Genomic DNA, 13,003 nt, shown 5'->3' with positions numbered 1-13,003 from the left:
TTTTCTCTCACGACAGCGCGCGGACCATGTGAGCTTTGCACCCCGACGCGGCGAGCCGCCGGTCGCGCACGATCGGTCGAAGAACCCGCCGTTAGGCTTCCCCTCATGACCGACGTCCCCGCCCCTCCCGGCCGCACCGCCGTCGCGGCCGCCGCGATCGCGCTGTTCGCGGAGCGCGGGTACGACCAAACGTCGGTCGAGCAGATCGCGCAGGCCGCGGGCGTGTCGCGGTCGACGTTCTTCCGGCAGTTCGGCGGCAAAGAGGACGTGGTGTTCGCCGACCACGAGGTGCTCATCGACGAGACGCGCGCCTTCCTCTCGCAGCCGCACGACGACCCCTGGGCCGCGGTGTGCGACGCGTCGATGCGGGTGTTCCGGCACTTCGCCGCCGACCCCGAGCTGGCTCGGAGCCGCTACGCCATCGTGCGCGAGGTGCCCGTGCTCCGCGACCGCGAGATCGTCACGGTGTTCCGGTACGAGCGCGTTTTCGACGAGTACCTGCGCGAGGCCCTCCCCGGACTCGACCCCCTGGATGCCGTCGGCTTCGCGGCCCTCGTCACCGCCGTACACAACCATGTGCTGCGCCGACTGATGCGCGGCGCGCGGGTGCCGGCATCCACTCTCCGTCGTGCACTCGACGACGTGCTGCGCCGCTACGGCGTGCACCCCGACGGCAACGATGCCGCGGGCGACGACCTCATCGTCGCGGCCTTCCCCCGCCGGATGCCGGCCGCCGAAGTGACGCGGCGCCTGCGGGCCGAGCTGCCGCACTGACGCTCCCTCACCCCGCGCGCAGAAACCGGGAACCGAGGCTGACACTCAGTACCACCATGCGCGATACTGAGTACATGAGCACCGACGCCCAGCCCCGCACGCTCCCCGGCGAGCGCATCGCCTCCTACGCCCTCCTCGGCCGACGCGACACCGACTACTACGCCGTATTCGCCGACGTCCCCGACGCCGACCGCGACGCGTGGGACCGCGCGAAGACGTTCGTCGACGAAGTCGGCACCCGCATGCAGGCGGAGTGGGATGCCGCGACCTACCCGGTCGAGCTCCTGCGGCGGATGGGCGAGCTCGAACTCTTCACCGACGGCGTCGAGCACCCCGACCTCCCGGCCTCCTCACCGCTCGCGGCGGGCCTGGTGAACATGGAGGTCTCGCGGGGCGACGGCTCGCTGGCGACGGCGCTCGCCGTGCAGGGCGGCCTGGCCCTTCGGACGCTCGCCCTGTTCGGCTCCCCCGAGCAGCAGGCGCGCTGGCTGAAGCCGCTCGCGGACGGCACGGTGCTCGGCGCGTTCGCCCTTACCGAGCCCGACCACGGCTCGGACTCCGTCTCACTCGAGACCGCCGCCACCCGCACCGCCGACGGGTGGTCGCTGTCCGGCACCAAGAAGTGGATCGGCAACGGCGCCTCCGGCGGCATCACGTTCGTGTGGGCGCGCGTGGATGCCGAGGGCGACGACGACCACGACAAGGTCCGATGCTTCCTCGTCGAGCAGGACACCCCCGGGTACACGGGCACGGTCATCACCGGCAAGGTGTCGCTGCGTGGCATCCATCAGGCCCACATCGCGCTCGATGACGTGCGCCTTCCCGCGGATGCCGTACTCCCCGGCACCCACACCTTCAAGGACGCGTCGACCGTCCTGTTCGCCACGCGCTCGGGCGTCGCCTGGTCGGCACTGGGCCACGCGACGGCCTGCTACGAGGCCGCGCGGACATATGCCACCGAGCGCATGCAGTTCGGGAAGCCGCTCGCGAAGTTCCAGATGGTGCAGGAGCGCCTCGCGCAGATGCTCGACGAGCTCACCGCGATGCAGCTGTTCTGCCGCCGCCTCGCCGACCTCGAGACCTCCGGGGGGCTGCGTCCGACGCAAGCGTCGCTGGCGAAGTACCACAACACCCGCGCCGCACGCCGGGTGGCGGCGATCGCGCGCGACCTGCTCGGCGGCAACGGCATCCTGCTCGAGAACGGCGTGATGCAGCACATGGCCGACATCGAAGCGATCCACACGTACGAGGGCACCGAGAGCGTGCAGGCGCTGCTCCTCGGCCGCGACATCACCGGCATGAGCGCGTTCGTCTGATCCCGGATGCCACGCCCCGGCGCCTAATCCGCCCCGGGGCCGCGCGCAACCCGAGTGCCCGATGTCGGGCACCCCCGCTACCTTCGTGACATGAGCCTGTTCTCTCGCCGCCCGCCGCACCGCGACGCCGTGGCGTCGGCGATCACCCATACCGAGCAGACCCCGCCGCACAGCCTCTGGGCCGACGGGTTCGGCCGCCTGGCCGTCCGGGCGGTGCAGATCATCATCGTGGTGCTCCTGCTCGCCGGCCTCATCTGGGGCATCCGGCAGGTATCGCTCGTGATCATCCCGTTGATCCTCGCGCTCATCTTCGCTTCCGCGTTCGGACCGGTCACCATGTGGCTGCGCCGCAAGGGCGTCCCCGCGGTCCTCGCGACCCTGCTGACTCTGCTCGCGGTCGTGGCGGTGCTGGCAGCCCTCGGGTGGCTGGTGGTCAACGCCGTGATCGGCCAGTGGAGCTACCTCAGCTCGCAGGCCGTCGAAGGTTTCCAGCAGGCGCAGGACTGGTATCACACCCTGCCGTTCGCCATCCCGCCCGATCAGGTCGACGCGGCTCTGAAGGGCATCGGCGACTTCGTCACCAGCGCGCAGTTCGGCACGGGAGCCCTGGCCGGCGTCAGCGCCGTCGCCTCGTTCGTCACGGGCTTCGTGCTGCTGGTCGTCATCCTGTTCTTCTTCCTCAAAGACGGACCGCGCATGTGGGAGTTCGTGCTGCGTCCGTTCCGTGGCAGCGATTACGACCGCGCCCGACGCATCGGCGACAAGACCGTGACGGTGCTCGGCTCGTACGTGCGCGGCACCGCCTCGGTGGCGGCCGTCGACGCGATCGGCATCGGCGTGGGTCTTGCGATCCTGCAGGTGCCCCTCGCGCTGCCGCTCGCGGTCCTCGTCTTCCTGCTGGCGTTCATCCCCATCGTGGGGGCCGTGACCGCCGGCATCCTCGCCGCGCTCGTGGCACTCGTCACCAACGGCTGGGTCGTCGCGCTCATCGTCGTCGGCATCGTCGTGCTCGTGAACCAGCTCGAAGGCAACTTCCTCCAGCCCGTCCTCATGGGTCGCTCGATGAAGCTGCACTCGTTCGTCGTGCTGGTCGCCCTTGCCGGCGGAACCGCGATCGGTGGCATCCTCGGCACGCTCCTCGCCGTGCCGCTCACGGCCGTGGCGTGGGGCATCATCACCGTCTGGAACGGTCCCGACCAGCCCGCGGAGTGGGCGCGCCGCAAGAAGCGCCGCAACCCCGTGCCGCTTGCCGGGAGCGAGAGCGAAGGCTGAGCCGATGCCGTACGACATCCCCGCGCCGATGCTGGCAAAAGCCGTGCCCGACGTGCCTGAGCCGGGAAAGGTCGCGGGCGGCCTGTCGTATGAGCCGAAGTGGGACGGGTTCCGCGCGCTCGTGTCGTGGGACGGCACCGACATCGAGATCGGGAGCCGCGGCGCGAAACCTCTCACGCGCTACTTCCCCGAACTCGTCGAGGCGTTCGCGCGTCTGCTCCCCCAACCGTGCCTCATCGACGGCGAGGTCGTCGTGGCGCGGGGCGAGTCCGGCGCCCAACGCCTGGACTGGGAGGCGCTGTCGCAGCGCATCCACCCCGCCGCGTCCCGCGTGACACTGCTCTCGGAGCAGACCCCGGCGATGTTCATCGCGTTCGACCTGCTCGCCCGCGGCGACCGCGACCTCCGGGACGAGCCGTTCGCCGAGCGCCGCGCCCAGCTCGTCGACCTCCTCGGCTCCGTCCCGCACCCCGTGCACGTCACCCGCACGACCGATGACCCCGACCTCGCCCGCCGCTGGCTCGCCGAGTTCGAGGGCGCGGGTCTCGACGGCGTCGTCGCGAAGCCGCTCGCGCAGCCGTACGCCCCGGGCAAGCGGACCATGTTCAAGATCAAGCACGCGCGCACGGCGGACGTCGTGGCGCTGGGCTACCGCATTCACAAGTCGGGCCAGGGAGTCGGGTCGCTGCTCGTCGGCCTCTACGACGACGCGGGCCGGCTGCACGGCGTCGGCGGGGTCTCGGCGTGGACCGACAAGCGCCGCCTCGAACTCATCGACGACCTCGCGCCCCTCGTCGAACGGGACGCCGACGGCGAGGCCGTCGTCGGTGAGACCGATCGGTCGCGCTTCTCGGCATCCAAGGATGTGTCGTTCGTGCGGCTGAGGCCGGAGCGCGTGCTCGAGGTGCGCTACGACCAGCTCGAGGGCATGCGTTTCCGGCACACGGTGCAGTTCGAGCGCTGGCGTCCCGACCGCGACGCCACCTCGTGCTCGTTCGACCAGCTCGAGACGGTCGGCGCCTACGACCTGGGCGACGTCCTGGACTGACGGCCGGGGCGTTACTCCGTCGGGTTCTTCGCGCGCGACGGCTGCACGCGCGGGGGCTCCCCCGGCATCTTGGGAAACTCCGGCGGGAAGGGCAGCTCGCCGAGTCCCGCGTCGAGGTCGCGCTGCCACCACTCGAGCAGCGTGTCGATGCGGCCGGGTGCGGCACCGAAGTCCGCCCACGGATCGCCGACGGATGCCAGCCGCTCCGGCACCGAGCGCACGGTGAAGGCCGCCGGGTCGACGGCATCCAGTTCGTCCCAGGTCACCGGCGTCGAGACCGTTGCGGCGGGGAGCGCCCGCGGCGAATAGGCCCCGGCCATCGTCCGGTCGCGGTTGGCCTGGTTGAAGTCGACGAAGATCCGCTCGCCGCGCTCCTCCTTCCACCAGTTGGTGGTGACGGCATCCGGCATCCGGCGCTCCAGTTCGCGCGCCGCGGCGATCACGGCGTGCCGGACGTCGAGGAACTCGTGCGAGGGCTCGATCGGGCAGAACACGTGCAGACCGCGATTGCCGCTCGTCTTGACCCACGCCTCGAGGCCGGCTTCGCGCAGGACCTTCCGGAGCTCGTGCGCGGCCACGACCGCGTCGGCGAAACCGGTGCCGGGCTGCGGGTCGAGGTCGATGCGCAGCTCGACCGGATGGTCGGGGTCGCTCGCGAGCGACGCCCACGGGTGGAAGACGATCGTGTTCATCTGCGCCGCCCACACGGCCGATCCGATCTCGGTGAGGACGAGCTGCGGATGCCGACGCCCGCTGTTGTACGTCACGGTCACCGCCTCGACGAACGACGGAGACCCTTTCGGCGGGTTCTTCGAGAAGAAGCTCTCGCCGCCCACACCGTCGGGGAAGCGTTCCAACGAGACGGGGCGGTTGCCGTTGGCCGCGAGGAACGGCTCGGCGACGGCGACGAAGTACTCGGCGAGCTCGCGTTTCGTGATCCCGACCTCGGGCCACAGCACACGGTCGGGGTTGGACACGCCGATCTCACGATCGCCGTCGGGGCCGGGCACGGTCAGCGTGATGCGCGGGGATGCCATGACCCGACGCTAACGGTCGCGGCGGACCGTGTCTGCCCCGTTGTCCCGCGGCCCATCATGCCAACGGCGGCGGTGACCGCCGAATGCGGCGCCGCGCCCGAGCTCGGGTCACGCTCCGCGTCGCCCGGGGCGGCGCAGCAGCACCGCACCCGCGACGGTGAGCATGATGCCGAGCACCGTCAGCGCGAGCGGCACAGTCACCCCGGTGTCGGCCAGCGCCGGCGGGCTCACCGGGGACGACGCGGTTCCTCCGCCGATGGACGTCGGCGAACCGACCGTGATCGGCACGGATGCCTCGCGGCCGCTTCGCTCCCCGATTGCGAAGATGTGGTGTTCCCCGGGGACCACCGTCAGCGGCAGCGTGGTCGGGAGGCGGAAGTTCCCTCCCGCGTCCGCGACGGCCGTGCCGAGCTGGATCACCGTGGAATGCAGTTCGACACGAACGGTCTCTCCTGGCTCGTAGCCGGACCCGGCGACCACGACTGCGCCGCCCGGCAACGCCGACGACGAGTCGAGCGCGATGGATGCCGAAACCGTCCCCGCGTCCACGATCACGGTGGCGGGGGTATAGCCGGACTTGGTTCCCGTGACCGACACCGTCAAGTGTCCACCGACATCCGTGGCGGTGGGTGTGTACCCCGCCCCTGTCGCCCCGTCGATCGGCTTGCCGTCGAGGGACCACTGATAGGTGAGGTCGACCGGAGGTGGCGCCCAGTCACCGGGGCTCACCACGAGCGGAACGCTGCTGAGCGCCGGTCCCGACAGCCCGGGCCGACCCGGCTGGAGCGTTCCGGGAGCGCCCGCGAGGACGAGCGCCGACTCGGGGCTCACAACCGTGACGCTGTCGAAGCCGGGACGCGACCCCGTGACGGCGACCGTGAGCTTCGTTCCGGCCTGCGCGGCCGTCGGCGTGAACGCTCTGGAGGTGGCGCCGTCGATGTCGACACCGTTCGCCCGCCACTGGTAGGCCAGTTGAATCGGCAGCGGCGCCCACGAACCGGAGTCGGCGGTGACCAAGCCACCCGCCTGAGGGGTACCCACGATCATCGGCGCGCCGGCGACCACACCGTTGGCGACGCACCCGCTCGACTTCAGTCGGAGGGTGGCGTCGATGCCGGGAGTGTCCTCGCCGTCCACGACCTCGAAGTGGTCCGCGGATCCGAACGCATCCTCGCCGTTCCAGTACTGCGGGCAGTACGGGTAGTCGACGCCGTCATCCCCGAAGACGGCATCGGGGTCGGAGAAACCGACGGTGTACGTGCCTTCCGGGAGCCCGTAGCTGGTGTCGGTGAGCCGCGCTCCCAAGCTGTAGCGCCCCCATCCCGAGACAGAGAGAACCTCATCCCAGGTGGCGCCATTCCAGCGGTAGGCAGTGACCAGAGTGTTCTCCAGCGGTGCCGCGCCGCCCTCCACGCCGACCTCACCGGAGGCCGTCCCGTAGCCCAACAAGACGATGTCGATTCCGCTCACGTTCTCGCCGTGCACCGGGACGGGCGTGGCCCCGGAGGCCGTGGGGGAACCCTTGTAGTAGCCCCTGTACAAGAGGTACGGCCCACTGGAATCGTCATCGAACTGGCGAAACCCCTGCACGGACACGAGGTAATCGCCATCGGCGAGTCCCTCGATGGTGTAGCTGCCGTCTCGGCCCGCGGTCGCGTCGCCCCGACGCATAGTCAGGTGGATCGACTGTCCCTGCCACTCGATGGGAGCGGAGGTCGCGCTGGCATGGCCGGACTCCAGCGGCACTCCTGTCACCGTTCCCGTGATGCTGTGACCGGCCAGGAGGGCGAAATCGAGCCCCTCGACGGTTGCCCCCGGGCCGACCGTCACCACCGCCGCGTCATGGGGGTCGAACACCCCCGGAGAAAATGTGGGTGCCTGCGAACCGCCGTCGGCATCGGCCTCGAGCAAGTACTGGCCAGGACGCACATGGTCCATCGTGAACTGACCGCCGACGGCCCGCACCTCATTCTCCATTTCGAGATCCTCGATGCGCAGCAATCGGACGTCGATGGCACTGGCATCCGTCGAGGCGACGTGGCCGCTGACGGTCCCCGGCCTTTGCAGTACGACGTCGGTGGTCGTGTCCCCCGTGACCTCGAGCCTCTGCCAATACGGGGCATAGGTCACGTCGGAGGGGTAGATGTCGAGGCTGTACGAGCCCGGCGGCACATCGGTGAGGAGCGTCTCGCCGGATGCGTCCGTGAAGCCTGCGGACGAGGCCGAATCATTGATCAGCGTGACGTAGGCATCCAGCGAGCCCCCACTCCCCCCGTGAGGCGCACGTTCACGCTGTACGTCGCGGAAACCCCGGGTACCGCGGCGGGCTCGGCTGCCGCGCGCGCGGTCGCGACGTCCGGCGCGGCCTCGTTCGCACTGGCCGGGGCCTCGGTCGGGCTCGGTGCGGCCCCCGTCGGGCTCGGCACGGGCGCCCGTCCCGCCCCGACCACCACGTCGATGCCCGTCACCGCCGCGGTGTCCGAGACCTCGACAGTGCGCGCATCGCCGAGGGTCGTGGCATCCGGCCAGAACACGGGACCGGCCCCGTCCGCGACAACCGACACGGAGAACGTCCCCGCGGGAAGGCCTGCCACCGTGTACCCGCCGAGAGATCCCGTCGTCACCTCGGTAGCTGCGCCGCCGCCCGCGGGGACGACCGACACGTCGGCATCGGCGATGCCCACTCCTTGGGTGTCGGTGACGGTTCCCGAAATCGATCCGGCGCCGACGGAAGTCGGCGTGGGCGAGGGTGATTCGGTCGCTGCCACTGCGGGAACGGCACCGAGGGAGAGTATCCCCACGAGCACTCCCATGGCCGCGACCCCCGCGCGGCGTGCGAAAGCGCGCTGTCGTACGTCGAACATCGTCCCCCCAAGAGATGTACGGCGGATCGGCACCCTCACGGCGCGGATGGCACCCCTGATGTCACCGAGTCGGCCCTCCTTTGTCCGAAGGCTATCGTGCGGCCCGGGGCGGGGCAAAGCTCCCCCCACGGCGACCCGGGTGGCCGATAGCGCCCGTACGCTCGATGCCATGACCTCCCGCGCCGCCCGCACTGCCCTCGACGTCGCCGACTGGCGGCGGCGCGTCTTCGCGCTCTACGCCGCGATCCGTGAGGCGGACGATCCCGAAGACGCCCACGAGCTGTGGCGCATCGAGCGCGATGCGCTCTTCGCCGACCACCCCGCCACTCCTCTGCTGCCCGAGCAGCGCGAGGGATTCACCGGGCTGCCGCTGGCACCGTACGACGCCGCGTGGCGGTTCGAGGTCACACTGCTCGACGCCGATGAGGCATCCTTCGTCGCGACCACCGGCACCGACGGCGACGTCGGGTTCGAGCGCATCGGCCGCGTCGAGCTGCCCGACACCGGATCGCTCGACGTGTGGCGGCTCACCTCGTACGGCGGCGGCCTGTTCGTGCCCGTTCGGGATGCCTCGGCCGGGCGACCGGGCGGAACGTACGGCGGAGGTCGCTACCTCCTCGACACGATCAAGGGTGCGGATCTTGGCGTCGCCGCGGCCCCGGACAGCCTCGTGATCGACTTCAACTTCGCGTACAACCCGTCGTGCGCGTACGACCCGGCGTGGGCGTGCCCCCTCGCTCCGGTCGGCAACGTGCTGCCGGTGACCGTTCCGGTCGGGGAGCTGTACGGGGTCTAGCCCGCGAGCGAAACACCTGAAGAATCGCGGATTCCGCTCGCGGAACCGGCCGACGCGACCCCGCGAGGCCGAGAACTCAGGAGTTCGGTCCGCAACACCGGTCGATGCGGTCGCGGCCGCACCCACAATCGAGAGGCCGGCCTCGCCCGCCATGTGACATCCGCCACCGTGCGAAACTCCTGAGAAATCCGGCGCGGAGCGCGCGGAACCGGCCGTCGCGACCCCGCGAGGCCGAGAACTCAGGAGTTCGGTCCGCAACGCAGCGCCGCCAGATCCCCGCACCAGCCGCGGCGCGGAGCCGGCTGAACTACTCCGCGAGCTCCAGCACTGCGGCCAGGTCGTCGCGGGTCAGGCGGATCCACGGACCGGCCGGGTCGACGAGAAGACCGGTGAGCCCCTCGTCGCCGATGAGTGCTTTCGCAAGCTGCTCGTTCTTCAGGGGCACCGCCTGATCGCCTCTGCCGAGGGCAAGCAGCTCGAGCGGATGCGAGAACACCTCGAGGAAGCGTTCGCCCGACGCCGTCCGCGACTCGGCCACGCCGACGGGTCCGCCCTCGGCCTGGCTGACGGCGATCCACAGCGGGGCACCCGCGACGATGGCCTCGACGATCGTGGATGCCGTTTGCTCGGTGCGCTTCTCGCTGAGTGCCGTCTTGATCCGAAGTTCGGGGTCGGCCTTGGACACCATCCGCTCGAGCAGCGCCGTGGGAAGGACGGCGCGCGCGTCACCGGAGGCGTGGTCGAGGACGACACCCGCGTAGGGGCCACTGAGCGCATGCTGCATGAGCGCCATCACCGGCTGGCCCATGGCCGACGTGTCACGATCGCCGTCCTCTTGAACGCTCTTGGTCAGCGCGTCTCCGCTGCTGTAGGCCAGCACGAGCTGTTCGTCGCCGCGCGTGGCGACCGCGAGCGGCAGGTCCTTGCCCTCGGCGAGGAGCGCGCGCGCATCGCCCTTGACGCGCAGGAAGACGTGGCCCTGCAAGAGCTGACGAGCAACGTTCAGGAGCTGCGGAGGCTCCGCCTGACCGGTGATCTCGGCCAGCGCGACCGCGAGAAGCGCGTTGTCGCGCAGGCCGGGGATGGACTCGAAGCCCTCGGGCGCCTCCATCGGTCCCGGCTGCCGCGCGGACGGGCGAGCGGCCACCGGCGGGGTGGAGTCGGCGACCGGGGTCGCATCGGCCGGGGCGCCGACGCCACGGAACGACGAAGTCGAGATGGTGACCTGGGGCACGGGCGCCGCGGACGCGGTCGCGTCGTCGGGGCTCGCGGGATCGACGGGCTGCTCGCCCGGTTCGATCACGCCCTCGGGGCGGTCGGCCGACACGTCATCGGAATCGGACTTCTTGCGGCGCGAGAAGAGTGCCATTGTTCGACCCTATCCGTGGGCGGACAGCCCCCGGCGTGTCGCCGGGACCTCACAGCTTGGAGATGGGCGCGATCTTGACGAGGAGCTTCTTCGCGCCGACCGTCTCGAAGCGCACGTGCGCCACCCTCTTCGCGCCCTCGCCCGTGATGGCATCCACGCGTCCTTCGCCGAAATCGTCGTGTCGGATGCGATCGCCGGCGGACAGCTCCATGTCGCCGTTGTCGCGCACCTTCGCGGGGATGCGATTCGGGAACTTGCTGGGATCGGCGGGCGCGCGCTTGGGCAGCGGCACGAGGTCGTCGCCGTACCGGTTGCCGCCGCCGCCGGGCTGCCCAGGACGGCGCCCGCGCGCGTTGAGCGCGCGTGACTGCGTTCCGCCGCGACCGTTGACGTCGCCGGGCGACTGGCGCCAGTCGATGAGATCGGCGGGGATCTCCTGCAGGAACCGGCTCGGCATCGCGACCGTGACCTCACCGAACTGCGCCCGGGTCATCGCGAGCGAGACGTGCAGGCGCTTGCGCGCGCGCGTGATGCCCACGTAGAAGAGCCGACGCTCCTCCTGCGGGCCGCCCGGCTCACCGGCCGAGATACGGTGCGGCAGCAGGTCTTCTTCGACGCCGGTGAGGAACACGGCGTCGTACTCGAGACCCTTGGCCGTGTGCAGGGTCATGAGAGAGACCGAGCCGGACGCATCGTCGAGGTCATCGGCGTCGGCGACGAGGGCGACCTCCGTGAGGAAGTCGATGATCGTGCCGTCGGGGTTGTTCCTCGCGAACTCGCGGGTCACGGCGACGAGCTCGTCGAGGTTCTCCAGACGCGCCTCGTCTTGCGGGTCGCGGCTGGCGCGCAGAGCGTCGAAGTACCCGCTCTTGTTGAGCAGCAGCGTGAGACCTTCGGTGACCGAGCTCGAGGGAGCGAGCTCACCGGATGCCGGGAGCATCAGCGCCGACGCCTCACTCAGCACCGCATCGAGCTGATCGATCGCCTTCTGCAGCTTCGGGCCCACACCGAGCTGATCGGAGTTGGCGAGGGCGTCGCGGAAGGTGATGTCGTGCTCGGCGGCGTAGCGCGCGATCGCCGTCTCGGTCACATCGCCGATGCCTCGGCGCGGGCGGTTGAGGATGCGCCGCAGCGCCATGGAGTCGGCGGGGTTCGCGACCGCGACGAGGTAGGCGAGGGCGTCTTTGATCTCGGCGCGCTCGTAGAACTTCGTGCCGCCCATGATCTTGTACGGCACCGCCGAACGGATGAAGATCTCTTCCAGCGCGCGGGACTGGGAGTTCGTGCGGTAGAACACAGCCATCTGCGCATAGTCGACGCCCTTGCGGTGCAGGGCCTCGATCTCGTCGGCGACGAACTGCGCCTCGTCGTGCTGCGAGTAGCCGGTGAACCCGATGATGGGGTCGCCCGCGCCGACGTCGGTCCACAGCTTCTTGTCTTTGCGGTCGAAGTTGTTGGAGATGACCGCGTTGGCTGCCGACAGGATGTTCTGCGTCGAGCGGTAGTTCTGCTCGAGCAGGACGACCTTGGCGCCCGGGTAGTCGCGCTCGAATTCGCTGATGTTGCGGATGTCGGCGCCGCGGAAGGCGTAGATGGACTGGTCGGAGTCACCGACGACGGTGAGCGACGCACCGCTTTCGGCCGAGGGCTCGGCCTCGAAGATCATCATGCCGCCGCCCGCGGACATCGGCTCGGCGTCGCTGCCGGGCGGGCGCGTCAACTCGTGGATGAGCGCGTACTGCGCGTGGTTGGTGTCTTGATACTCGTCGACCAGGATGTGGCGGAATCGTTTGCGGTAGACGTCGGCCACCTGCGGGAACGCCCGGAAGAGGTAGACGGTCTGGGCGATGAGATCGTCGAAGTCGAACGCGTTGGCGCGCTGCAACTCGCGCTGGTACGCCGCGAAGATCTCGATGAACACGCGCTCCGCGGGGTCGCTCGTGTTGGCCTGTCGCGCGTAGGACTCGGCATCCGCGAGCTCGTTCTTGAGCTTGGAGATGCGGCTCTGGGTTCCGGCCGGGGTGAGCCCGAACGCGTCGCCCTCGTGCTCTTTGACGAGACGCTTGATCAACGCGCGGGAATCGCCCGAGTCGTAGATCGTGAAGGCCTTCGTGAAGCCGAACTGCTGCGCCTCGCGACGGAGGATGCGCACGCACGCGGAGTGGAACGTCGAGATCCACATGCCGTCGGCGCGCTGCCCGATGAGATTGTGGACGCGCTCGCGCATCTCGCCCGCGGCCTTGTTGGTGAACGTGATCGCGAGGATCTGACTGGGGTACGCCTCGCGCGTCCGCAGAAGGGAGGCGATGCGCCGCGTCAGCACGCTCGTCTTGCCCGATCCCGCACCCGCGACGATGAGCAGCGCCTGTCCGCGGTAGGTGACGGCCTCGCGCTGCGGTCCGTTCAGCCCTTCGAGCAGGTCGGCGTCGGGGCGGGCTTCCGACGGGGCGGAGCCGCCGACGATGAGGGGGGTGGAGGCGTCGGTCATGGCGATCTCAAGTCTAGGCGGGGGCTCCGACACCCCGCC

At 70.1% G+C, this 13,003-nt stretch carries 10 protein-coding genes; 5 read left to right on the top strand and 5 right to left on the bottom strand.

The window, feature by feature from the left end; genetic code table 11:
• Window positions 1–105: 105 nt before the first annotated feature.
• From AC3WLZ_RS03450 to AC3WLZ_RS03435, 4 genes are all read left to right on the top strand, one after another.
• Window positions 106–774, top strand: coding sequence for a TetR/AcrR family transcriptional regulator (locus AC3WLZ_RS03450; protein WP_492469060.1), 669 nt, complete (start codon window positions 106–108; stop codon window positions 772–774).
• Window positions 775–848: 74 nt separating this feature from the next.
• Window positions 849–2,090, top strand: coding sequence for an acyl-CoA dehydrogenase family protein (locus tag AC3WLZ_RS03445; protein WP_492469059.1), 1,242 nt, complete (start codon window positions 849–851; stop codon window positions 2,088–2,090).
• Between the two features lie 90 nt (window positions 2,091–2,180).
• The gene (locus tag AC3WLZ_RS03440) at window positions 2,181–3,362 is read left to right on the top strand and encodes an AI-2E family transporter (protein WP_412923680.1); all 1,182 of its coding nucleotides are present in this window, start codon (window positions 2,181–2,183) and stop codon (window positions 3,360–3,362) included.
• Window positions 3,363–3,366: 4 nt separating this feature from the next.
• On the top strand, window positions 3,367–4,410 hold the full coding sequence (locus AC3WLZ_RS03435; protein WP_492469058.1) for an ATP-dependent DNA ligase: 1,044 nt from the start codon (window positions 3,367–3,369) through the stop codon (window positions 4,408–4,410).
• Window positions 4,411–4,421: 11 nt separating this feature from the next.
• Here AC3WLZ_RS03435 and ligD read toward each other — a convergent pair whose 3' ends face one another.
• The 3 genes from ligD to AC3WLZ_RS03420 all read right to left on the bottom strand — a co-directional run bounded on the left by ligD (window position 4,422) and on the right by AC3WLZ_RS03420 (window position 8,311).
• Window positions 4,422–5,447, bottom strand: coding sequence for a non-homologous end-joining DNA ligase (ligD, locus tag AC3WLZ_RS03430; protein WP_492469057.1), 1,026 nt, complete (start codon window positions 5,445–5,447; stop codon window positions 4,422–4,424).
• 108 nt (window positions 5,448–5,555) lie between these two features.
• On the bottom strand, window positions 5,556–7,577 hold the full coding sequence (locus AC3WLZ_RS03425) for a hypothetical protein (protein ID WP_492469056.1): 2,022 nt from the start codon (window positions 7,575–7,577) through the stop codon (window positions 5,556–5,558).
• 104 nt (window positions 7,578–7,681) lie between these two features.
• Window positions 7,682–8,311 (bottom strand): carboxypeptidase-like regulatory domain-containing protein, encoded by a 630-nt coding sequence (locus AC3WLZ_RS03420; protein WP_492469055.1) that lies wholly within the window; start codon window positions 8,309–8,311, stop codon window positions 7,682–7,684.
• A 169-nt stretch (window positions 8,312–8,480) separates the two neighbouring features.
• On the opposite strand from AC3WLZ_RS03420, the gene AC3WLZ_RS03415 reads away from it, so the two are divergent.
• Window positions 8,481–9,107, top strand: a complete 627-nt coding sequence (locus AC3WLZ_RS03415; RefSeq protein ID WP_492469054.1) for a DUF1684 domain-containing protein — start codon at window positions 8,481–8,483, stop codon at window positions 9,105–9,107.
• A gap of 307 nt (window positions 9,108–9,414) precedes the next feature.
• Here AC3WLZ_RS03415 and AC3WLZ_RS03410 read toward each other — a convergent pair whose 3' ends face one another.
• Window positions 9,415–10,476 carry an SseB family protein gene (locus AC3WLZ_RS03410; RefSeq protein WP_492469052.1) on the bottom strand — a complete coding sequence of 354 codons (1,062 nt, stop codon included), beginning with the start codon at window positions 10,474–10,476 and terminating at the stop codon, window positions 9,415–9,417.
• A 49-nt stretch (window positions 10,477–10,525) separates the two neighbouring features.
• Window positions 10,526–12,964, bottom strand: a complete 2,439-nt coding sequence (locus tag AC3WLZ_RS03405) for an ATP-dependent helicase (RefSeq protein ID WP_492469051.1) — start codon at window positions 12,962–12,964, stop codon at window positions 10,526–10,528.
• Between the last annotated feature and the right edge of the window lie 39 nt (window positions 12,965–13,003).

The sequence above is a fragment of the Microbacterium sp. FW305-3-2-15-F-LB2 genome (assembly GCF_058787255.1).
The sequence above is the reverse complement of the archived record's forward strand: the minus strand, read 5'-3'. Positions and strand labels throughout refer to the sequence as shown.

What these genes read in the sequence shown, in the direction of transcription:
- AC3WLZ_RS03440 (WP_412923680.1), top strand. Translation starts at nt 2,181, where the DNA reads ATGAGCCTGTTCTCTCGCCGCCCGCCGCACCGCGACGCCGTGGCGTCG.
- ligD (WP_492469057.1), bottom strand. Translation starts at nt 5,447, where the DNA reads ATGGCATCCCCGCGCATCACGCTGACCGTGCCCGGCCCCGACGGCGAT.
- AC3WLZ_RS03450 (WP_492469060.1), top strand. Translation starts at nt 106, where the DNA reads ATGACCGACGTCCCCGCCCCTCCCGGCCGCACCGCCGTCGCGGCCGCC.
- AC3WLZ_RS03410 (WP_492469052.1), bottom strand. Translation starts at nt 10,476, where the DNA reads ATGGCACTCTTCTCGCGCCGCAAGAAGTCCGATTCCGATGACGTGTCG.
- AC3WLZ_RS03405 (WP_492469051.1), bottom strand. Translation starts at nt 12,964, where the DNA reads ATGACCGACGCCTCCACCCCCCTCATCGTCGGCGGCTCCGCCCCGTCG.
- AC3WLZ_RS03435 (WP_492469058.1), top strand. Translation starts at nt 3,367, where the DNA reads ATGCCGTACGACATCCCCGCGCCGATGCTGGCAAAAGCCGTGCCCGAC.
- AC3WLZ_RS03415 (WP_492469054.1), top strand. Translation starts at nt 8,481, where the DNA reads ATGACCTCCCGCGCCGCCCGCACTGCCCTCGACGTCGCCGACTGGCGG.
- AC3WLZ_RS03445 (WP_492469059.1), top strand. Translation starts at nt 849, where the DNA reads ATGAGCACCGACGCCCAGCCCCGCACGCTCCCCGGCGAGCGCATCGCC.
- AC3WLZ_RS03420 (WP_492469055.1), bottom strand. Translation starts at nt 8,311, where the DNA reads ATGTTCGACGTACGACAGCGCGCTTTCGCACGCCGCGCGGGGGTCGCG.